The sequence below is a fragment of the Streptomyces sp. NPDC088732 genome (assembly GCF_044751205.1).
GTDB lineage: Bacteria > Actinomycetota > Actinomycetes > Streptomycetales > Streptomycetaceae > Actinacidiphila.
In genome coordinates this window covers 201,811-222,682 of the sequence record NZ_JBIVLI010000010.1, presented here as the reverse complement: position 1 = coordinate 222,682, position 20,872 = coordinate 201,811, and the positions used below count along the sequence as shown (strand labels likewise).

The 20,872-nt window shown below is 73.7% G+C and carries 22 protein-coding genes; 15 read left to right on the top strand and 7 right to left on the bottom strand.

Annotated features, from left to right (window positions below):
- The first annotated feature begins 44 nt into the window (after nt 1-44).
- From ACIP9H_RS19125 to ACIP9H_RS19110, 4 genes are all read left to right on the top strand, one after another.
- On the top strand, nt 45-923 hold the full coding sequence (locus ACIP9H_RS19125) for an alpha/beta fold hydrolase (RefSeq protein WP_401587142.1): 879 nt from the start codon (nt 45-47) through the stop codon (nt 921-923).
- Between the two features lie 91 nt (nt 924-1,014).
- Nucleotides 1,015-1,893, top strand: coding sequence for a helix-turn-helix transcriptional regulator (locus ACIP9H_RS19120; protein WP_401959865.1), 879 nt, complete (start codon nt 1,015-1,017; stop codon nt 1,891-1,893).
- Nucleotides 1,894-1,996: 103 nt separating this feature from the next.
- The gene (locus ACIP9H_RS19115) at nt 1,997-2,530 is read left to right on the top strand and encodes a cupin domain-containing protein (RefSeq protein WP_401959864.1); all 534 of its coding nucleotides are present in this window, start codon (nt 1,997-1,999) and stop codon (nt 2,528-2,530) included.
- Entirely contained in the window at nt 2,527-3,300 is a 774-nt protein-coding gene (locus ACIP9H_RS19110) for an SDR family NAD(P)-dependent oxidoreductase (protein WP_401959862.1), read from the top strand. The genes ACIP9H_RS19115 and ACIP9H_RS19110 overlap by 4 nt, the downstream gene beginning before the upstream one ends.
- 27 nt (nt 3,301-3,327) lie before the next feature.
- On the opposite strand, the gene ACIP9H_RS19105 is transcribed toward ACIP9H_RS19110, so the two are convergent.
- Nucleotides 3,328-5,250, bottom strand: a complete 1,923-nt coding sequence (locus ACIP9H_RS19105; protein WP_401587132.1) for an FHA domain-containing protein — start codon at nt 5,248-5,250, stop codon at nt 3,328-3,330.
- Between the two features lie 498 nt (nt 5,251-5,748).
- Nucleotides 5,749-6,339: a TetR/AcrR family transcriptional regulator gene (locus tag ACIP9H_RS19100; RefSeq protein WP_401587129.1), complete on the bottom strand. Its 591-nt coding sequence runs from the start codon at nt 6,337-6,339 to the stop codon at nt 5,749-5,751.
- Nucleotides 6,340-6,485: 146 nt separating this feature from the next.
- Here ACIP9H_RS19100 and ACIP9H_RS19095 point away from each other — a divergent pair, with 146 nt between their 5' ends.
- The 3 genes from ACIP9H_RS19095 (at nt 6,486) to ACIP9H_RS19085 (ending at nt 8,826) form a co-directional block, all read left to right on the top strand.
- Entirely contained in the window at nt 6,486-7,385 is a 900-nt protein-coding gene (locus tag ACIP9H_RS19095) for an NAD(P)-dependent oxidoreductase (RefSeq protein WP_401587126.1), read from the top strand.
- Nucleotides 7,382-8,248: a hypothetical protein gene (locus tag ACIP9H_RS19090; protein WP_401587124.1), complete on the top strand. Its 867-nt coding sequence runs from the start codon at nt 7,382-7,384 to the stop codon at nt 8,246-8,248. The genes ACIP9H_RS19095 and ACIP9H_RS19090 overlap by 4 nt, the downstream gene beginning before the upstream one ends.
- A 62-nt stretch (nt 8,249-8,310) precedes the next feature.
- Nucleotides 8,311-8,826: a protein phosphatase gene (locus tag ACIP9H_RS19085; protein WP_401587121.1), complete on the top strand. Its 516-nt coding sequence runs from the start codon at nt 8,311-8,313 to the stop codon at nt 8,824-8,826.
- Nucleotides 8,827-8,837: 11 nt separating this feature from the next.
- Here the strand turns inward: ACIP9H_RS19085 and ACIP9H_RS19080 are convergent, their stop codons facing one another.
- Nucleotides 8,838-9,812, bottom strand: coding sequence for an NAD(P)-dependent alcohol dehydrogenase (locus ACIP9H_RS19080; protein ID WP_401587119.1), 975 nt, complete (start codon nt 9,810-9,812; stop codon nt 8,838-8,840).
- A 123-nt stretch (nt 9,813-9,935) separates the two neighbouring features.
- Nucleotides 9,936-10,553 (bottom strand): TetR/AcrR family transcriptional regulator, encoded by a 618-nt coding sequence (locus tag ACIP9H_RS19075; protein WP_401959860.1) that lies wholly within the window; start codon nt 10,551-10,553, stop codon nt 9,936-9,938.
- A 194-nt stretch (nt 10,554-10,747) separates the two neighbouring features.
- Here ACIP9H_RS19075 and ACIP9H_RS19070 point away from each other — a divergent pair, with 194 nt between their 5' ends.
- The 3 genes from ACIP9H_RS19070 to ACIP9H_RS19060 are packed head-to-tail and all read left to right on the top strand — an operon-like array spanning nt 10,748 to nt 12,394.
- Nucleotides 10,748-11,365 carry a cysteine hydrolase family protein gene (locus ACIP9H_RS19070; RefSeq protein ID WP_401587113.1) on the top strand — a complete coding sequence of 206 codons (618 nt, stop codon included), beginning with the start codon at nt 10,748-10,750 and terminating at the stop codon, nt 11,363-11,365.
- Between the two features lie 49 nt (nt 11,366-11,414).
- Complete coding sequence (locus ACIP9H_RS19065; protein ID WP_401587110.1) at nt 11,415-12,095, top strand: flavodoxin family protein; 681 nt, start codon at nt 11,415-11,417, stop codon at nt 12,093-12,095.
- 44 nt (nt 12,096-12,139) lie between these two features.
- On the top strand, nt 12,140-12,394 hold the full coding sequence (locus ACIP9H_RS19060; protein WP_401587108.1) for a YciI family protein: 255 nt from the start codon (nt 12,140-12,142) through the stop codon (nt 12,392-12,394).
- Between the two features lie 93 nt (nt 12,395-12,487).
- Here the strand turns inward: ACIP9H_RS19060 and ACIP9H_RS19055 are convergent, their stop codons facing one another.
- Nucleotides 12,488-13,357 (bottom strand): alpha/beta fold hydrolase, encoded by an 870-nt coding sequence (locus ACIP9H_RS19055; protein WP_401587105.1) that lies wholly within the window; start codon nt 13,355-13,357, stop codon nt 12,488-12,490.
- A gap of 26 nt (nt 13,358-13,383) precedes the next feature.
- Nucleotides 13,384-13,776 carry a hypothetical protein gene (locus tag ACIP9H_RS19050; protein ID WP_401959858.1) on the bottom strand — a complete coding sequence of 131 codons (393 nt, stop codon included), beginning with the start codon at nt 13,774-13,776 and terminating at the stop codon, nt 13,384-13,386.
- 345 nt (nt 13,777-14,121) lie between these two features.
- On the opposite strand from ACIP9H_RS19050, the gene ACIP9H_RS19045 reads away from it, so the two are divergent.
- From ACIP9H_RS19045 to ACIP9H_RS19035, 3 genes are all read left to right on the top strand, one after another.
- Nucleotides 14,122-15,327 carry a PucR family transcriptional regulator gene (locus ACIP9H_RS19045; protein WP_401587100.1) on the top strand — a complete coding sequence of 402 codons (1,206 nt, stop codon included), beginning with the start codon at nt 14,122-14,124 and terminating at the stop codon, nt 15,325-15,327.
- Between the two features lie 108 nt (nt 15,328-15,435).
- Entirely contained in the window at nt 15,436-15,678 is a 243-nt protein-coding gene (locus ACIP9H_RS19040; RefSeq protein ID WP_360903275.1) for a DUF2180 family protein, read from the top strand.
- 52 nt (nt 15,679-15,730) lie between these two features.
- Nucleotides 15,731-16,174: a Fur family transcriptional regulator gene (locus ACIP9H_RS19035; RefSeq protein ID WP_401587335.1), complete on the top strand. Its 444-nt coding sequence runs from the start codon at nt 15,731-15,733 to the stop codon at nt 16,172-16,174.
- A gap of 12 nt (nt 16,175-16,186) precedes the next feature.
- On the opposite strand, the gene ACIP9H_RS19030 is transcribed toward ACIP9H_RS19035, so the two are convergent.
- On the bottom strand, nt 16,187-17,101 hold the full coding sequence (locus ACIP9H_RS19030) for an AraC family transcriptional regulator (RefSeq protein WP_401587098.1): 915 nt from the start codon (nt 17,099-17,101) through the stop codon (nt 16,187-16,189).
- A gap of 71 nt (nt 17,102-17,172) precedes the next feature.
- Between ACIP9H_RS19030 and ACIP9H_RS19025 the strand changes: the two genes are divergently transcribed.
- Together ACIP9H_RS19025 and ACIP9H_RS19020 are read left to right on the top strand one after the other, a co-directional pair.
- Nucleotides 17,173-18,543: an FAD-dependent oxidoreductase gene (locus ACIP9H_RS19025; protein ID WP_401959856.1), complete on the top strand. Its 1,371-nt coding sequence runs from the start codon at nt 17,173-17,175 to the stop codon at nt 18,541-18,543.
- Nucleotides 18,544-18,697: 154 nt separating this feature from the next.
- Nucleotides 18,698-20,836: a SpoIIE family protein phosphatase gene (locus tag ACIP9H_RS19020; protein ID WP_401959855.1), complete on the top strand. Its 2,139-nt coding sequence runs from the start codon at nt 18,698-18,700 to the stop codon at nt 20,834-20,836.
- Nucleotides 20,837-20,872 lie beyond the last annotated feature (36 nt).

The window sequence follows — 20,872 nt, the reverse complement described above, 5'->3', positions numbered from 1 at the left end:
CCCACCGTCCGCCCGACCCGACCGACCCCAGCGAGGAGCCCGGCATGCCGCGTGCGAAAGCCAACGGGATGGAGATCGAGTACGACACCTTCGGCGGCCCCGGGCGTCCCGCCCTGCTGCTCGTCATGGGGCTCGGCGCGCAGCTGACCACGTGGCGGCCGGAGTTCTGCACCGCCCTGGCGGACCAGGGCTTCTTCGTCGTCCGCTTCGACAACCGCGACAGCGGCCTGTCGACCGGTCCCGACGGGCGGACCGTCCCCGACATCGGCACGGTCCTGCGCGGCGACACCTCGGGCGTGCCCTATCTGCTGGCCGACATGGCGCAGGACACCGCCGACCTGCTGGGCGCCCTCGGCATCCCGGCCGCGCACGTGGTCGGGGCGTCGATGGGCGGCATGATCGCCCAGCAGCTGGTGATCGACCATCCGGAGCGCGTGCTGTCGCTGTGCTCGATCATGTCGACCACGGGCGCCCGGTCCGTGGGGCGCGCCTCGGAGCGGGCCCGCGCCGTCATGCCCGGTCCGGACGCCGCGTCCCTGGACCGCGAAGGCGTGATCGCCGCCGGCGTCCGGCGCTACGAGGTGATCGGCTCGCCCGGTTTCCCCGTCGCGCGGGACGTGCTCCGTGAGCGCGTCACGGCCGCCCACGACCGCGCGCACCGGCCGGAGGGCTACACCCGCCAGTACGCCGCCATCCTCGCCTCGCCCGACCGCACGGCCGCGCTGCGCTCGGTCGCCGTCCCCACCCTGGTCGTCCACGGCGAGGACGACTGCCTCGTCGACCGCAGCGGGGGCGAGGCGACGGCCGCCGCGATCCCCGGCAGCGAACTGCTCCTCGTCCCCGGCATGGGCCACGACCTGCCGGAGGCGGTCTGGCCGTCGGTCGTCGCCGCGATCGCGCGCAACGCCTCCCGGGCGGTGTGACCGCGCGGCCGCCCGCGGGCTGCGGCAAGGGGGTCCGGCAGTACCCCTTTGCCGCCCGGGCGGCAGGAGCGGCGCGGCGTAGCGTGGGGACATGGACGACAGAGCGGACCACCGAGGGGGCGAACTCGGCGAGTTCCTGCGCTCCCGCCGGGCGAAGATCTCCCCGGAGCAGGCGGGCCTGACGCCGGCCCCGACGGCGCGCCGGGTGCCGGGACTGCGCCGCGAGGAGGTCGCCGGGCTGGCGGGGGTCAGCGTCGACTACTACGTACGGCTGGAGCGAGGCCGCGCCGTCAACGTCTCCGAGAGCGTGCTCGACGCGATCGCCCGCGCGCTGCAGCTGACCGGGGACGAGCGCGGCCACCTGTTCCGCGTCGCCAAGCCGGTGCGGAGCCGTCCGCGTCCGGTGCCGGCGCAGCGGGTCCGCCCCGGGCTGTACCGGATCCTCGACACGCTGACGGAGGTCCCCGCCCTGGTCGTGGGGCGCCGCACCGACATACTGGCGACGAACCGGCTGGCCCGGGCCCTCTACACCGACTTCGACGCGCTGCCGCAGCGCGAGCGCAACATGGCGCGGTTCATCTTCCTCCACGACGAGGCGCGGACGCTGTACGAGGACTGGGAGGGCGTCGCCCGCACCACGGTCGCCGCCCTCCACCTCTACGCGGGCGAGCACCCGCACGACGCCCGCCTCACCGAACTCGTCGGCGAACTCTCTCTGCGGGACCGGGACTTCCGCACCTGGTGGGCGGCGCACGACGTGGAGCGCCGCACCTTCGGCAGGAAGCTGTTCCATCACCCGGTGGTGGGCGATCTGACCCTGGACTACGAGGCGCTGGCGGTGACCGGGGACGCCGAACAGGTCCTCGGCATCTACACCGCCGAGCCCGGTTCCGCCTCCGCGCAGGCCCTCGCCCTCCTCGCCTCCTGGAGCGGCGAAGCCGCCCCGCGGCCCCGCTTCACCGGCTCCTGACCGCGGCCCCGCCCGTCCGCGCGCCGGGGCCCGGGGCGCGCCTCCGTCTCGTAGGGTCGGCAGCGACGACCGGGGCCCGGTACCGGCAGGACCGAGGGGGACGATGCCGCAGCACCGCGACGACGAGAGCGCCGACGAGGTGGCCGCCCGCTACGGGCTGGAGCCGCTGCCCTTCGAGGGCGGCCGGTTCCGCCGCACATGGGCCGGGCCGCCCGACGGAACGGGGCGCCCGGCGGGCTCCGCGATCCTGTTCCTGCTCAGTGACGACGAGGACGGCTCCTCCACGCCGCACCGCCTGCCCGCCGACGAGGTGTGGCACTTCTACCGGGGCGACCCGGCCGAACTCCTGCTGCTCGAACCTGACGGCCGCTCGCACGTCGTGCTGCTCGGCGACGACGCCGACCGCCGCGTGCAGGCGACGGTACCGGCCGGCACGTGGATGGCGGCACGGGTCGCGCCCGGCGGGCGCTGGTCGCTGTGCGGGACGACGATGGCGCCCGGTTTCGTCCCCGCGGACTTCGAGGGCGGCGACCCCGAGGCGCTGGCGGCCCGCTATCCGGCGCACGCGGAGCTGATCCGCGTCCTCGGCCGCCCTGTGCGCCCGGCGTCCGACGGCACGCACGGGGAACGGCCATGACGGGCGGCCCCGGCTTCGGCCTCACCGGACAGGTCGCGCTCGTCACCGGGGCCGGCGGCGGCATCGGAACGGGCGTCGCGCGCGGCCTCGCGGACGCGGGGGCGGCGGTCGTCCTGCACGCCCACCACCGGAAGGACGCCGTCAGGAAGCTCGCCGCCGAGATCGCCGCCGCGGGCGGCCGGGCCCACACCGCGAGCGCGGACCTGACCCGGCCGGACGCGCCCCGCGAGCTCGTCGCGGCCGCGGCCGGCTGGGGCGGACGGCTGGACGCGGTCGTCCACTGCGCCGGGGTCCAGCCCGTGCGGGAGCTCGCCGGGATGGACGACGCGGCCTGGCGCGAGGTGGTCGACGTGAACCTCCACGCGGCCTTCGGGGTGGTGCAGGCCGCCGCCGCGCACATGTCCGCGCGGGACGGCGGTTCGATCACCGCCATCGCGTCGGTCGAGGGCAGCCGCCCCGCCCACGGGCATGCCCACTACAGCGCCGCCAAGGCCGCGCTGATCATGTTCGCCCGGGCCGCGGCGGGCGAGTACGGCCCGGCGGGCATCCGCGTGAACACCGTCTCCCCCGGCCTGGTCGACCGCCCGGGCCTGGCCGGCGACTGGCCCGACGGGGTGCGCCGCTGGACCGCGGCCGTACCCCTGGGCCGCCTCGGCACCCCGGCGGACATCGGCGCGGCCTGCGTCTTCCTCGCCTCCCCCGCCGCCTCCTGGATCACCGGCCACGATCTCGTGGTCGACGGCGGGGTCGGTACGCGCCCCGGCTGGTGAACCCGGGGCCGGTCCCGTACGGCGCCGTCAGGCCGTGGCGGCGGGCACCGGTTTCGTGGGCGGCGCGGGGGTCGCGGATGCCGAGGACTGCTCGTCGCGGTAGAAGATGTCGATGTCGACCTCCTCGCCGCCGACGATCAGCGTGTCCCACGGACCGCTGTCGAGGAGGGTGCGCAGGGTCTCGCTCCTGAGCGTCCCCAGGTGCGCGCGCAGCGTCTCGTCGTCGGGCATGCCCGGGATGCGCGGCGCGAGGCGGTCGCGGATCGCGCGGAGCTGCTCCATGAGGCCGTCGATGCCGGCCTCGCGGTCCGGTCCGCCCTCCAGAGCGGCGGACTCGGCGATGCTCTGCGCGATGACCTCCTTGATGGCACGGCTGACGCCGTTCTCGTCCGTGGTGATCATCGCGTTCCAGGCGCGGCTCTTGTGCCGGTACTGGAGCATCGACATGGCCGCCTCGTGGCGGACGAAGTCGGCGTCGCGCAGCGGCCGGCCGCGCCATGTCCCGCTGAGCGTCCGGGCGAGCGAAATGGCCGAGCCGAGGCCGCTGTTGAGGCCGCGCCCGGGCCAGAAGTGGATGGCGTTCGCGGCGTCGCCGAGCAGGAAGCCGTACGTGCCCGGGGTGGAGGAGGTGCCCGGGTGGAGGCGGGCGGTGAAGCGGGGACGCTGCACCATGTCCAGCCGGAAGGCGGTCACCGCGCTCAGGTCGTCCTCGGCGACACCGAAGAGCGCCAGTCCCTCCTTGACCCGCTTCCACAGGGCCGAGCCCCTGATGAGCGCGGGCAGGAAGAGGGTGCTGTGGGTGGAGCAGTGGAAGTCGCCGTCCTCGTCGCGTCCCATCACGCAGGGGCGGGAGGCGATGCACTCCTCGAAGACCTGCCGGACGGGGTCGATGCCGACGACCTCCTTGGCCTCGGCGTCGGTGAGGCGCATGTTGAGGAAGCCCTCGCCGCGCAGCGCGTTGAGCAGGAAGCGGTTCTGCGCCACGGTCAGCAGCACCGTCATCGGGTCGGAGAGGGCGGACTTGACGCGCAGTCCGAGGACGACGTCCTGGATGTGCTCGCCGGCAAGGGAGTAGATCGACTTGTCGGCGGTACCGAACTTCTCGGTGAAGTACTCGCGGGTGCGGGAGCGGCCGCCCTCGCAGATCGCCAGCACGTGGTCCCCCGCGACCGAGGCATGGTGCTCGACCGCGTCGAAACGGGCGGGCACCAGGCGGATGCGCTCCGGCTTCTCGTTGGCGAGGGCGAGCAGGGTGTCCTCGATGTAGGCGATGCGTATGTTGCGGGGGCTGAAGCCGCGGATGGAGTCGGGCCCGGCCGGCCACATCTCGGTGTACGTCCCCTCCGTGAACAGCCGGGCCTGGACCTCCTCGGGCAGGTTGAGGTACTGGCGGCTCTGCACGGTGACAACCTGCTGCCGCCGGACGTTGCCCTGCCCCTCGCTCTTCCACACCACCCGGTCGCCGTCCTGCGTCCAGCGGCCGTCGTAGACGGTGACGGAGACCCGGCGGCCCATCAGGTGCTCCAGCAGCAGGGCGAACGACAGGCCCACCGGGCCGCCGCCCGCCACCGTCACGTTGAGCACCGGGCCGGGCTCCTCCGGCTCGGCCGGCTCCATCAGCGACTGGAGGAGGGAGAGGTCGAGGATCGTCTCCATCGGGTCGGCGGCCTCGAAGCAGAACGTCTCCTCGCCGATGGCGATGAGGTCGCCGGGCTGGAGCACGTGCGAGGTCACGCGTTCCCCATTGACCCGCGTCCCGTTGCTGCTGCCGCGGTCGTACAGGACGAAGCCATGGTTCTCGCGACGCACCTCCGCGTGGAACCGCGAGGCGCTCACACTGGCGATCACCACCGTGTTCCCGGACTTGCGGCCGAAGGTGAGCGGCTTCTCGCCGATGCCGAACCTCTCGCCGGCCAGAGAGCCTTGACGCCCAACAATCTCAGGAGGCATAGGTCACTCATTTCCACGTCGCAGTACCGATGAGAACAACGCGAACACCGGCCGCCGAACCGCTGCGCGCCGCGTCGCGCCACACGCCGACCACCCCTCGTGCACCGGGCCCGCAGGCGCCCGGAACCGCACTGATCATCCCGCACCGCGGAAGTCCTGCCCACCTCCGCGGCGCCGCCACCCGTCAGTTCTGGGCGCCAGTTTCCTCCGAAGTGGCGCCAAATCGACTTATCGAAGCTCCAGTTGTCCGAAAGTCGACAAGCGCGCTGCCCGGAACCCGTCGCCGTGCCACGGCCACAAGGCCTGTGGTACGTGCGGCACGGATGCGCCGGAGGACGGCCGGGCTCCGGGAGCGTCCGGTGGGGCGTCGACACACCGGAAACGAGGGGAAGGACCGCACCGGCAACCGGGGGGGGTGGGTAGCGGCCGGTGCGGTCCTGGGGGACGTCTGCCCCTGTTCCGGCCTTCCACTCCAGGTGCCCCGGGAGACGTGTGCCCTCAGCGCGCGACGGCCGCGTCCAGGAGCGGGGCGAGTTCGGCGGCGACGGTGGTGAGGGCGCGTACGTCCTGTTCCGCGCGGGCGATCACCAGGGCCCCCTCGATGGCGCTGATCATCAAGGTGGCCAGCGGTTCGGCCCGTTCCGCTGGCACGCCCATGTCGCGCAGCGCGGCGGCGACCGGCCCGGTCCAGGTCGCGAAGGCGGCGGCCGCGGCCGCGCGCACGGAGTCGGTGGAGGCGGCGCAGTCCACCGTGGCGGCGGCGACGGGACATCCGGCGTCGAATCCGGACGCACGGTACTCGTCGGTCCACTGGGCGACCATGGCGGCGAACAGGCCGCCGGGCGTCGGCTCGGGCAGGCCGGCGAGGAACCGGGCCACCCGGTTCCCGGCGTACCGGCCCGCCCACGCGACGGCCTCGCCGACGACCTGGTCCTTGCCGCCCGGGAAGTAGTGCTGCAGGGACCCGCGGGGTGCCTGGGCGTGGGCGGCGACGTCGCGCAGGCCCGTCGCCGTGACGCCGCCCCGCCGGATCAGCTGCGCCGCGCTGAAGACCATGCGCTCGCGGGGCCCGCGTACCGATTCCGCCATGACCGACCTCCCGGCTTCGTTCGTGACAATCCCCCCCGGCGCCGCGCCGCGGGGCGGCGCGCGTACGGGGTGGCGGCGGGCGCCGTGCCCCCTATTATGACAGCTGTCATAGCGGCGGGATGGACCGGTCGGAACGGCGGTGCGTGATGGACGTGGGATTCATCGGCCTGGGGATCATGGGCCAGCCCATGGCCCTGAATCTGGCGGGCTCCGGAGTACCGCTGGTCGTCTGGAACCGCACCGCGGAACGCTGCGAGCCGCTGCGCGCGGCCGGCGCCCACGTCGCCGCGAGGCCCGACGAGGTCTTCGCCCGGTGCCGGGTCGTCGTCCTCATGCTGGCCGACGGCCCGGCGACCGACACCGTGCTGGACCGCGGCGGACCCGCCTTCGCGTCCCGGGTCGCCGGTCGTGTCGTCGTCGCCATGGGGACCACCTCGCCCGAGTGGTCCCGCGCCCTGGAGGCCGACGTCCGCGCCGCCGGCGGCACTTATGTGGAGGCGCCGGTCTCCGGATCCCGCAAACCCGCCGAGGCCGGGCAGCTGGTCGGGATGCTCGCCGGAGAGCCCGCCGCCGTCGAGGAGGTACGGCCGCTGCTCGCGCCCCTGTGCCGGGAGACCTTCGTGTGCGGGCCGGTCCCGGGGGCGCTGCTGATGAAGCTGTCGGTCAACCTGTTCCTCATCACCCAGGTCACGGGGCTCACCGAGGCCTTCCACTTCGCGGAGCGGCAGGGCCTGGACACCGGGCAGTTCCTCGACGTCCTCGACGCCGGGCCGATGGCCAGCGCCGTGTCCCGGATGAAGGCGCCGAAGCTGAGGGAGCGGGACTTCGCGGCCCAGGCCGCGGCCTCCGACGTGCTGCACAACAACCGCCTCATCGCCGAGGCCGCACGCAGGGCGGAGCTCGCCTCGCCCCTGCTGGACGTGTGCCACGCCCTCTTCGAGGAGACCGTCGAACAGGGCGACGGGCAGCGGGACATGGTGGCCGTGCTCCGCGCGATCGAGGCCCGTACCACCGCCGCTGTGGAGGAAACGGGTGCGCGGCGGTGACCGGCACCGGCACCACCGCGACCGCGACCGCGACCGCCCGGCGGATGTGGCGGCTGCTCGAAGCCGTCCACTCCGTCACGTACTTCACCCCCGAGGCACGCGCCGCCTCGGAGGAAGCGGGCCTGCGGGGCTTCTGGCGCGGCTACTTCGCCTGCCGCGCGGCACCCCTCGGCGCCGTCGGCCCGGCGCCGATCACCGCCGCCTTCTTCTCCTTCGCCCCGGGGATGGTGGCCCGCGCCCTGCCCGGCGTGTGGCGACTGGCCTCACCGGAGGCGGCGCTGGCGGTGCGCGCGCAGGGCGCCGGCGCAGCGCTGCGCCGGCTGCTCGCCGGGTACGAGGCGGCCGCGGAGGAGGCTGCGGCGCTGCTGCGGCCGGTCAGCGGCGGACTCGACATCGCCGGCCGCGTCCTGGCCGCCGCCAACGCGGCACTGCCGTTGCCGTCCGACCCGCTCCACGAGCTCTGGCACCACGCGACGCTGCTGCGCGAACACCGCGGCGACGGCCATGTCGCCGCTCTCGTGGCGGCGGACCTCGACGGCTGCGAGGCCCTGGTCCTCCGCTCGGGCATCGACCTGCCCCGCGGCGAACTCCAGCCCCACCGCGGCTGGACCGACGACGAGTGGACCGCCGCCCGGGCCCGCCTCACCGCCCGCGGCCTGCTCGGCACCGACGGCGCGGCCACCGACGACGGGCGCGCCGCCCACCGTTCCCTCGAAGCCGCCACCGACGTGACCGCCGCCCGCCCCTGGTCCGCGCTGCCCGCGGACGCCCTCGACCGGCTCCTGGCCGTCCTCTCCCCCGCGGCTCACGCCTGCGCCGCGGCACTCCCCTACCCCAACGCCACGGGCGCCCAGGCACCTTGAGGGTGCGGCCGGGGAACGTGCGCGCCCCGCGGTCCGTTGCCGGTGCGGGAAGGACATCTCACGTGAAGACGCGCAGCCGGGCCGGCGGCGTCCCCGCTCCCGGGACGCCCTGGGACGAGATCACCACCGGCCTCTGGATGGGCGGTCACTTCTGGACCGACGGGCACGGCACCGTTCACCCGGTGGTCGTGACCGGCGAGTTCGACGTGGTCGTCGACCTGGTCCACCTGGCCGGGCACGGGCCCCGCGACCCCCACGTCACGCATGTGGTCGCCGAACTCCCGGACGCGCCCCTGACGGCCGCGCAGATCGCCACGGTCGCGCGCCTCGCCCGCGACGCCGCCACGGCCGTCCGGAACGGCCGCACCGTCCTGGTCCGCTGCCGGGCCGGGTACAACCGCTCGGGGCTGGTCGTGGCGCAGGCACTCACCGAACTCGGCCATGGGGCCGCCCCCTCGATCGCCCTCGTCCGGCGGCACCGCTCGCCGTGGGCGCTGAACAACGCCGTCTTCGAGCAGTACCTGCGGTGCGGTCTCGATGTAGCCGGGCTCCTGGCCGGGCTGGAGGCGCCCCCGTAGCGTCCGTGGTGTCACACCGTGACGACGACCTTCGCCCGGGCGTGCTCCACCTCCAGGTAGCGGATGGCCTCCGGCGCCTCCGCCAGGGGGTAACTGCGGTCGACCACGGGGGATATGACGCCCGACTCGGCGAGTTCGCGGAGCGTCGCGAGGTTCTCCGGACCGGGTTGGGCGACCAGGACGAGGATGCGCCGGCGCCCGAGGCGCGCGACGACCTGCCCGCGCATCAGCAGGCCCATCGGCCCGACGAGGCTGCCGCCCTTGGAGACGCCGCCGCCGGACAGGACGAGCGTGCCGGCGGGGTGGAGCACGCGCAGCAGGGCGGTGAGCGAGCGGTTGCCGACGAGATCGAAGACGAGGTCGTGGCGGCGGCCGTCGCGCGTGAAGTCCTCACGGGTGTAGTCGACGACGTGCCCGGCGCCGCAGGACCGGACGAGGTCCGCGTTGCGGGTGCTGCACACGCCGGTCACCTGCGCCCCGTAGCCGGCCGCCATCTGCACGGCGAACGGCCCCACGCCGCCCGACGCCCCGTTGACGAGCACTTTCTGGCCCGGTCGCACCTTGCCCAGGTCGCGCAGGCCGACGAGCGCGGTGTTCGCCGCCAGGGGCAGGCACGCCGCCTCCTCGAAGGAGAGGTTGGCCGGCTTGGCCGCGACCACGTCCTCCGCGGCGCAGACGTACTCGGCGAAGGCACCGTCCGCCTCGCCGAACACCTCGTCGCCGGGGCGCAGCCGCCGCACGTCCGGGCCGACCGCCTCGACCCGGCCGGCGAAGTCGGTACCGCGGACCTTGACCTTCGGGCCGCCGAAGCCGATCGAGGGGCGTGCCAGGTAGGGGTCGCCGCGCATCAGGTGCCAGTCGCGCGCGTTGACCGAGGCCGCGTGGACGCGGACGAGCACCTGGGCGCCGGCGGGGGTGGGGGTGGGGATCTCCTTGACCTGCAGGACGTCGGTCGAGCCGTACCGGTCCTGGACGACTGCCTTCATCGGGACTCCGTGACGGTGGGTTCGGAAGTGCCGCGTCAGCGAAGACGATAGGGGCAGGGCCCACGCCGGGGCATCAGGGGCGAACCCCTGGATTTCTCCGGGGCGCCCGCGACGGCCGGACGATCACTCCCCTGGTGCCGCGGCCCGCTCCCGTGCCGCAGCGAGGATGCGCTCGGAGAGTTCCGGGTCGGCGGCCGCCACGGCCCGCGACAGGATCACGGCACCGACCATGGTGGACAAGGTCGCGAAGTCGGGTCCGGGGTCCCCCGCCGACTCCGGTGAGTTCGCCCGCCGCAGCCCGGCAAGCAAGTCGGCCATGCCGGTGACGCCGGAGACGAACAGGCGCTGGAGGTCGGGCCCGCTGCGGCCGGCGTCGCAGGCCAGGGCGGCGACGGTGCATCCCTCCTCGGGTGCGTCGCGGTGCCGCGCGGAGAGGTAGTCGTCGACGAAGCGCCGCAGCGGTGCCTCGACGGCCGCGGTCCCGTCGCCGTCGCCGTCTCCCTCCGCGCCGCGCACCGCGCTGACCGCGGCCACGCTCTCCGCGAGACCGCGCTCGCAGACGGCGGCTTCGAGGGCCTGCTTGGAGTCGAAGTAGCCGTAGAAGCCGCCGTGGGTCAGGCCGGCCGCCTTCATCACGTCCGCGATCGTCACGTCGCCGAAGCCGCGCCGTCTGAACTGCTCGGCCGCGTTGGCGACGATCCGCTCGCGGTTCGCGGTCACCTGCTCACGGGACACACGCATGGCCACACCTCCGGAGGACGTCTCGCTTGACACTTTACATGACGGGCATCATGATTAAGTTATTCATGATGGCCATCATGAAAAAATGGCCCAGCGGAGCGCCCGGCGCACACCCTGTCCCGGCGGACGACGACGTCCCGGCGACGGCGCCGCAGGCGCCGCGCAGCCGCTCCCCCCTTGAGAGGACTCCCCCCGTGCACACCCCCGCCTATCCCCCGGACCGGACGGCCCTGGTCGTCATCGACCTCCTCAACGACTTCCTCGCGGAGGACGGCAAGCTCAGCGGCCAGATCGGCCCCATGCTGGACGCGCTGGACCTGCGGCCCCGGCTGGCCCGACTGCTCTCCGGCGCCCGCGCCGCGGGAGTCACCGTCTTCCACGCCCCGCACGGTCTGCACGACGGCGTCTTCGCGGACATCGAGCACGTCCTGCCGCGCTTCCAATTCGCCGTGGACCACCAGGTGTTCTGGGAGGGCGGTCCCGGCGCCGACTTCCACCCGCCGCTGCGGCCGCGGGACGGGGACGTCGTCGTCGGCCGCCACCGCATGTTCGACGCGTTCACCGGGACCGGCCTCGACGAGCAGCTGAGGGCCCACGGCACCGAGAAGGTCGTCCTCGCCGGGCTCACGTCCCAGACCTGCGTGGAGGGCACGGGCCGGCACGCCCTGGAGGCCGGCTACCACGTCACCTTCCTGACCGACGCGGTCGCCGACTTCACCGAGGAGGCCCATCGGGCCGCACTCGAGATCTCGTATCCCGCCTTCGGGCACGAGGCGATCACCGTGGACGAGTTCCTCGCCGCGACCGCCTGATCCCCGGGCCCCACGGCCGCGCCCGCACCACCGATCCGAAAGCACCACCATGGCAATCCTGACCGTCGTCCACCACTCCCCCCACGGCCACACCCGCGCACTCGGCGAGCACATCGCCCGCGGCGCGCGGACCGTCCCCGGCATCGAGACGCACCTCGCCGAGATCACCGGCGAGCAGGTCACCGCCGGCCGCTGGGCCGACGCCCCCACGATGGAACTGCTCAAGGCCTCCGACACGATCGTCTTCGGCGCGCCCACCTACATGGGCAGCCTGTCCGCCGTGTTCAAGTCGTTCCTCGAAGCCGCCTTCCACCCCTTCCTCGGCCAGGAGTGGAAGGACAAGCTCGCCGGCGGCTTCACGCACTCCGCCGCCCAGAACGGCGACAAACTGTTCTCGCTCCAGCAACTCGCGGTGTTCGCCGCCCAGATGAACATGCAGTGGGTCTCGGTCGGCGACACCGCCGGTGACAACTGGACCGGCGGCACCCGCTACGACGTGAACCGCCTCGGCTCCTGGCTCGGCGTAATGGGCCAGACCAACGCCGACGAGGGCCCCGACGCGGTGAGTTCGCACGGCGACCGGGTCACCGCCGAGCGCTACGGGGAGCGCCTGGCCGAACTCACCGCCCGCTGGGTGCACGGCACGCCGTACGCACCCCGGCGCCACACGCCGGAGGACTTCCGCGCGCTCTCCGCCCGCAGCGCGGCCGAGGCCAGGGCCCGCGCCTGACGCGCCCCAACTGCCGCACCACCCACGAGAGGTACGTACCACCCATGATTCTGCACGTCACCGCCACGATGGACGAGTCGGCCGACCCGGCACCGTTCCGCGAGGAGGAGCACCGCGTCCTTGAGGAACTGCGCGCCGAGGGCACCGTGCTCGCGGCCTTCCGCCGCCACGACCGCCGCGGCGCCTTCCTCGTCGCCGAGGCCGCCGACCCCGCCGACGCCCGCGCCCGGCTCGGCCGTCTCCCCTTCGTCGCCCACGGCATCCTGACCCTGGAGTACGCCGAGGTCAGCCCGCTCTGACCAGCGCCGGCCCGGGCGCGGCACGGGAGGGGCGGGACCGCCGCAATTCGGCCCCGCCCCGCCCGTCCGCCGCCCGGGGGCCGGCCCGGACGGTCAGTGGAAGGCGCCGGTGCGCTCCTCTACGCGGCGCAGCGCCTGCTTGAGGTACCCGGCGAAGCGCGGGTAGTTCTCGCTCATCGGGAAGTGCCCGATCTCCTTCATCTCGATGAACTCCGCCCCGCGGATCTGCCGCGCGGTGCGCGCGCCGTCCTCGGGCGTGGTGAGGTAGTCGTACTCGCCGGTCATCATGATCACCGGACAGCGCTCGCCGTCGATCTCCCCCAGCCGGCCGCGCAGGTCGTGGTCGACGGAGTAGAAGTACAGGTCGCCCTTGAACGCCTCCGAGCCCTGGCTGTAGTAGAACCAGGTGGCCCACCGGTCCTTGTCCGGTGACTGAGGGGCCATCAGGTCCCATACGCCGCTGGCGCACACCTGGGCGGCGTTGGCGTGCGGGTGCTGCCACCAGTCGAGGTAGAAACCCGGTGAGTGGTCGGCGCCCTCCACCGGGATGACGGCCTTGAAGCGGTCGGGGTGGCGCAGGGCGAGTTGCAGTGCCACGTTGCCGCCGAAGGAGGACCCCATGAAGATCGGGTCGTCCAGGCCGAGGGCGTCGCAGAAGGCGGTGACGAAGGCGACGTAGTGGTCGGCGGAGAGCTTGTACTCCTCCTTCCACCACTCCTTGTTCAGCGGCGGGTCGGTCTTGCCGTGACGCGCGAGGTCGTAGGCGATGACGCGGTGGTCCGCGGTGATCTCCTCGTCCTCCAGCAGGCCCATCCACTGGTGGTTGTGGCAGCCGGCGGTGTGCTGGCACACCAGCGGCTGGCCCTGGCCGCTCTCCAGGTAGAACACCTTGTACTGGACGTCCTCCACGTCGATCGTGACGTAGTGGCCGGTCACCGGGGATATACGGGACGGAGTGCTCATCGGGGGTCCTCTCGGCAGGCGGCGGGTCAGCCCAGTGGCCCGGTGACGCGGAGCAGTTCGAGCTGCCGGGTCAGGCAGCGCAGGTTCTGCATCAGGACCAGCAGATCGCCCTCCAGGCGCATGTCCCGCTGGAAGGTCGCCGCCCAGATGCCGTGGTACATGGGCTTCGGCACCGGTGTGCAGAACTCCGCCCACGTCCCGGCGCTCGCCCTGATGGCGAAGTCGTACCCCGCCAGGGGCTCCGGGTCGGTGACCAGTTCCTCGACCCGGCCGCGGTGCATGCGCACCAGGAAGCGGTGCCGCTCCATGTCGAGCAGGTAGGTGCACGAGAAGTACGCGCCGTGGGCCTGTACCTCGGCGTCCCCGTCGCTCAGCCGGCGGAACTCCGCCACCGGGCCGCTGTCCGTCACTGTCGTCATCAGTCCGCTCCTCGGTCGCACCCCGTCGCTTCCGCCGGTCGAGGCCACCCCCGCACGGGCCCACCCGGGGGGCCGCATCCGGACGGGCCCGCGATCGGGGGTGTGCCGCGGCGTGGGCCGGCCGCCCCGGATGAGCTGCGCCGGTCCGTCCGCGTCGCCTCCGTGGGAAGAGGAAGTGCCGTCCAGCTTTCTCCGTCGCCGGGCCACGGGGCTCACCGAAAGCGAGAATTCCGCCGCCGGAGCCCTGTGGAATACGCAAAGGCACAGGCCACAGCACATGAACACAGCCGCGGGCGGGGCTTATGGTGGGTAAGCGCCTGTTCGCGGAAAGAGCGGTGAGCCGCCATGACGACTGCATCCCTGCCCGCGCGCCCGGTACGGGAGGACTGGCGGGCCCTCGCCGATCTGTGCGCGTCGGTACGGGCCGAGGTGCCCCGTCTGGCCGGGGGCATCGTCGACGCCATCCGGGAGGAGATCCCGGACTACCACGTCGTGCCGCGTGACGAGCAGGAGGCGGCCGTCGGCGAGCAGTTCACGGGGCTGCTCACGGGCCTGATCACTCGGCGCGGGCCCTCCCCCGAGGAGAGCGGGCACGCCCGTGCCCTGGGCCGCGACCGCGCCCGCGAGGGGCTGCCGCTGCACGCTCTGATCGGCGCCTTCCACGTGGGCTACCGGGAGATCTGGAACGTCCTGCTCACTCGCGCCGACGCGCGCGGCGGGGACCTGAGCCGGCAGCTGGTGCGTCTGGTCGGCACCGTGTGGACCTGGGTCGAGCAGGCCACGGGCGCCGCCGCCGAGGCCTACAACGAGACGATCCGCGCCCAGGAGGCGGCCCAACTCGGCCTGACGTACCGCTTCTTCGAGGCCCTGTACACCTCGTCCCCCATCGAGGTGGACGTGGCCCGGCTCGCGCACTCCCTGGGCTTCGACCCGGCCGGGACCTTCCAGGCGGTGTGCGCACCGTCCGCGGCGTGGGCGGACGAGCAACTCGCCGACCTGCGCGGGCGCGTCGGGCGCCGGACGGGCAACATGCGGTGCGCCAACCGGGGCGCGACCATGGTCGCGGTCGTGCAGTCCATGCCCGTCGACGTCCTGATCGAGGCGATGCGCCGCCACGACCCGGAGCTGCGGATCGGCACCGGACTGGTGCGCTCGGGACTGGCCGGGGCGGCCGCCAGCATCGTCGACGCGCAGGAGGCGCTCGCGCTCGCGACCGCCGACGGCGAGGCCGTGGCCTTCGGCACCGCCTGGCTCGCGGCGACGCTGCTCCCGCAGGCCGGCCGGCTCATGCCGCTGCTCGATGCCGCCGCGGAGCCCGCCGCGTCCCACCCGGACCTCGCCCTGACGGTGCGGGGCTTCGCCGACAACGGCTTCTCGCTCACCGCGACGGGCCGGGCGCTGCACCTGCACCCCAACACGGTGCGGTACCGCCTGGAGCGCTGGCGGGAGCTCACCGGCTGGGACGTGCACACCTGGCCCGGCCTGTCGGCGAGCCTGCTCGGACTCGGCCTGGTGGAGGCCGGGGCCTTCGGGCGAGCCGACCACGGATGACCGTCCTAGATTTGACTCAGTCCATTCTGCGCCGTACGTTCGCCATATCGCCACAAAAGCACCCACCCGCACGTGGCCCCGCCGCCCCGATACCCCCACGGAGCCGATGTGAAGTGTTACGACTGCCTCCAGGAAGCACGCACGGACGCCGACGGAATCGGCATCTGCTCCCGCTGCAACCTGTTCGTCTGCGCGGACCACGCACAGGTGGTCCGGCAGCTCCTCCACCAGCCGAACGGCCTGGGGCGCTCCACGAGCCGCCTTCCGGCGCGCCGGCTCGTCTGCACCACCTGCCGCGCGGCCGAGACGTCCGCCACCAGCGGTGACTTCGCCGGAACGCGCCAGAAGTGACGTCCCCCGCACCGTCACGCCCGGCAATACGCCGAGAGGCGTGACAGCCGCCATGGAGCAGCCGGCCGGCGAACTGCTCAGGGGCAAGGGGCTGCGCAGTACCGCGCAGCGCCGGGCTGTCCTGACGGCGCTGCAGGGTCACCCCCACTCCACGGCCGCGGAACTGGAGGCCCGCACGGGGCTCGCCCGCTCCGGCGCGGGCGGCGGCCTGTCGCGGCAGGGTCTCTACAACGTGCTGGACGACCTGACGCGGGCGCGGCTGATCCGCTGCATCGAGCCCGCCGGTTCGCCCGCGCGGTACGAACTGCGCGTGGGCGACAACCACCACCACCTGGTGTGCCGCGGCTGCGGGCTGATCGAGGACGTCGACTGCGGCGTCGGCGCCGCTCCCTGCCTGGACCCGGTGGACGACAAGGGCTTTGTCATCGACGAGGCCGAGATCGTCTGGTGGGGCCTGTGCGCGTCGTGCCACCACGCTGCCGCCACGACATCCTGACACCCACGGGCCTCAGGGCTCCCGTTCTCGGGCCGACCTGCGCAGCTTGGCGGGGGTGATGCCGGTCGACGTCCGGAACGCCCGGCCGAAGGCCGACTCGGAGGCGTATCCGACGGCTTCGGCCACCGCCCCGACCGGGCGGTCGGTGCCGGTGAGCAGGTCGGCCGCGAGCAGCATGCGCAGCCGTGTGACGAACTCCCCGGCGTTCATGCCCGTTTCGCGGGCGAAGTGCCGGATGAAGGTGGCCCGGGACATCGCGTTGAGGGCCGCGAGCCGCTCGATGCCCCAGTCGCCCGCCGGGTCGCCGAGCACCGCCTCGGTCACGCTCCGTACGACGTCCTGGGCCGAGGCCAGCCACACCGCCGCTCCCAGGCCGGGGGTCCCGCGCAGCGCCATCGTCAGCAGCACGTCGCACAGCGCGTCGAGGATGGCCTCGGTGCCCTGTCCCGCGGCGGCGGCCTCGCCTCTCATGAACGCGCTCAGCGGCCCCAGCGGCCCGTCCGGGACGGTGCCCAGCGGCACATGGACCACCTCCGGCAGCATGCCCATCAGGATCTGCCCGGGGCCGGGCCCCCAGGTGTAGTGGCCGCAGAACAGGTCCACGGTCCCGCTCCCCGCCGCGGGGTCGTTGCCCAGCAGTTCGTACGGGCCCGTGTCCCGGCGCTCGACGTCGGTGGCGTCCCGGGCGCCGCGCACGCGCATGCGGTGCGCCGTCCCGCGCGGGAGCAGCACCATGTCGCCGGCGCGCAGATCGAGTTTCCGGTCCGGCAGTTCGAGGGTGCACTCCCCGCTCAGCAGCAGGTGGAACGGCGATCTGCCGGTCCCCTCCGCGGGGTTGTCCAGTGTGTACCGGCCCGCGATCAGGCAGCGTACGTCGACGCCGCCGCGCAACCGGGCCAGCCTGATGAGGCGGCTGAGAGCGTCCATGAGACTTTCTCGACAGGAAATGCGACTTCTTCAGCTTGGCATCTCGCCACGGACGCGGCAAGGTCGGAGTCATGGACACCATGCACGTCGATCTCCTGGTCATCGGATTCGGTAAGGGCGGCAAGACGCTCGCCGCACGGCTGGGCCGCCTCGGGCGGCGCGTCGCCGTCGTCGAGCAGTCGTCGCAGATGTACGGCGGCACCTGCATCAACGTCGGCTGCGTACCGACGAAGTCGCTCATCTTCCACGCGGAGCGGCGCCGTCCCGGCGACCGGCCCGAGGACACCTTCCGCGAGGCCGTGGCCGGTACGGACTCGCTGACCACGATGCTCAGGGCGGCGAACTTCGAGAACCTCGACACCCTCGACACGGTCACGGTGATCACCGGCCGCGCGCGCTTCCTCGACGCGCAGTCGGTGGAGGTGACCGGGGGCACCGACCGCATGGTCGTCACCGCCGGGACGATCGTGGTGAACACCGGCGCCGAACCGGTCTTCCCCGACGTCCCGGGCCTGCGCGACAGCGCGTACACCCGGACCAGCACCGACCTGATCCGCGGCACGGACCTCCCCTCCCGCCTGGTCGTGCTCGGCGCCGGGTACCTGGGGCTGGAGTTCGCGGGCATGTACCAGGGGTTCGGCTCCGAGGTGACCGTGCTCGAGGCGGGTCCGCGGGTCATGCCCCGCGAGGACGGCGACGTGGCGGACGCGGTCGTGCGGATCCTGGAGGACGAGGGCGTCACCTTCGTCACCGGCGCCCAGGTCACCGGGGTGACCGACGAACACGGCCACGCCACGGTCCACTACCGCGTCGGCGGCGAGGAGCGCACCGCCGCCGCGGACGGTGTGCTCGTCGCCACCGGGCGCAGGCCCGCCACCGCCGGACTCGGCCTGGAGGCGGCGGGGGTCCGCACCACCGCGTCCGGCGCCATCGAGGTCGACGAGCACCTGCGCAGCAGCCAACCGCACATCTACGCCGTAGGGGACGTCAACGGCGGCCCGCAGTTCACCTACATCTCGCTGGACGACAGCCGGATCGTGGCCGACCACATCCTCGGCTCCGGCGAGCGCACCACGGCCGACCGCGTCGCCGTGCCGTACACCGTGTTCACGACCCCCGCGCTGTCCCGGGTGGGCCTCAGCGAACGCCAGGCACGCGACCGCGGCCACGAGGTGCGCATCGCCGCGAAGCCCGTGGCGAAGATCGCCTCGATGCCCCGGGCGAAGATCGTCGGGGAGACCCGCGGGCTGATGAAGTTCGTGATCGACGCGGCCACCGACCAGGTGCTGGGCGCCGCACTGCTCAGCGTCGACTCGCAGGAGCTGATCAACACCGTCGCGCTGGCCATCCGCCACGGTGTCACCGCCGGTGAACTGCGCGACGCCGTCTACACCCACCCCAGCTCCACCGAGGCCTTCAACGAAGTGCTCGCCTCGTCCTGACCGGACCCGCCCCGCGCCCGGCCGCCGGGGCGCGGCCCCGGATGCCCGCGGGCGGGTGCCGGGGATATCGTCCCGGTATGGGAGACCCCCGGCCGCGCCGGACCGGCGCTCCCCGGCGGCGGGCGGCCGCGGCGCCGTCGCCAGGGGCAGGTGGATGATGGCCGGGCACGAGGCGGAACCGGGCGACGCGGCGCAAGCGGCGGCCGAGCTGGACCGGGCACTCACCGAGGTGGTACGGGCGACGGGGTCGCACGCGGCAGCCGTGTTCCTGCTGGTCCGCGAGGAGCAGGCGCTGCGCATGGAGGTGGTGACCGGTCTGTCTTCCGGCGTGGTCAGACCGTGGACCCGGCTGGCACTGGCCGCACCCGTGCCGGTGGCCACGGCCGTCCGCGAGGGGCGCCCGGTGTGGGTGCGCGGCCACGCCGAACTCGCCCGTCGGTTCGCGCGCACGGCGTACGCCCTGCCGTACGAGCTCGCCATGATCGTCATGCCGCTGGCGACGGGCGACGAGAAGTGGGGCGCGCTGCAGATGCTCTGGCCCGGCAACCGGTCCGAGCGGCTCACCCCCCGTGAGGAGTCCGCGATCGGCGCCGCCGCCGACCGGATGAGCCGGGCGCTGGCCCGCGCCGCCGCGAGCGGTGCCCCCCTGCGCCCGGCGCCCGCGCCCCGGGTGCTGCCCCCCGAACCGCCCGCCCGCCGCCCGCCCGCCGAGGCCCAGGCCGCCGCCGAACTCACCGAGCGACTGGGGGTGGGGGTGTTCTCGCTCGACCTGGAGGGGCACATCACCTTCCTCAACAACCGTGCGGCGGAACTGCTGGGCCGGGACAGGAAGGACCTCCTGCACACCCGGCCCTGGGAGGCCCTGCCCTGGCTCGACGACCCGGCGTTCGAGGACCCCTATCTCGGGGCGCTGTTCAGCCGGCTGCCCTCGCGGTTCACCGCCCTGCGTCCGCCGGACCACTGGCTGTCGTTCCTGCTCCGCCCGGACGCGACCGGCGTCAGCGTCCGGGTCAAGCCGGCCGGGGCACCGACGGCGGACCCCGGGCAGCCGGAACTCCCGTCGGCGGTGGCCCCCACGCGCGCCGGCACGCTCTACCACCTGCTGTACATCTCCGCCGGGCTCACCGAGGCGGTCGGCCTCGGCGACGTCACGGCGGCCGTCACCGACCAGATCGTGCCCGTGCTCGGGGCCTCGGGCTTCGGACTGCTGACCGCCGACGAGGGGCGCTTCGAGGTGCTGGCCACCCGGGGCTTCTCCGCCCGCAACACGGCGTACTTCGACCGCCTGTCGATGTCGGCGGCGACCGCGGGGGCGCGGGTGGTCGAGACGGGGGTGCCCGCCTTCTACCCCCACCCGGAGGAGCTGCGCCGCGCCCATCCCCAGGTGGCCCTCTACCGCGAGATGGAGAGCTGGGCCTTCCTGCCGCTGAACGCCTCGGGCCGGACGATCGGCTACTGCGTCCTCGGCTACGCGCAGCCCCGTACCTTCGGCCCCGACGACCGCGCCGCGCTCACCTCGCTCGCGGGCATGATCGCCCAGGCGGTGGAGCGGGCCCGGCTGTACGACGCCAAGAACCGGCTCGCGCACGTGCTGCAGAACGCGCTGCTGCCGCGGTCCCTGCCGGACGTCCCGGGACTGCGCGTGGCGGCGCGCTATCTGCCGGCGACCCGCGGCATGGACATCGGCGGGGACTTCTACGACCTGATCCGGCTCGACGGCTCCGCGGCGGACGCGGTGATCGGCGACGTCCAGGGGCACAGCGTCGGTGCCGCGGCGCTCATGGGCCAGGTCCGCACCGCCGTGCACACCCACGCCAGCACCGGAGCGCCGCCCGGCGAGGTCCTGGCGCGTATCAACCGGCTGTTCGAGGACCTGGAGACCGATCTGTTCACCAGCTGCCTGTACGCGCGGCTCGACCTCCCGCGGCAGCGGGTCACCCTGGCCAGCGCGGGCCACCTGCCGGCGATCGTGCGCCACCCGGGCGGCGGCGCGGACATCGTGGCGGCGCCCGCGGGGATCCTCCTGGGCATCGAGGCCGACGCCGCGTACCCGACCACCGAGATCCCGCTGCCGCCGGGGGCGGTCCTCCTGCTGTACACCGACGGTCTCGTCGAGCGCCCCGGTACGGACCTCGGCACCGCCGTGCACGATCTCGCGCACCGACTGGCCGACTCTCCGGCCGACTCCCTCGACGTACTCGCGGACAGCCTGGTCCGCGAGGCCCAGAACACTGGCCAGGGCCGCGACGACATCGCCCTCCTGCTGGTCGGCCCCGAGAACCGCAGCCAGTGAGCCCGCCCCCGAGGAGGCGGGCCGACCTCGGGGCAC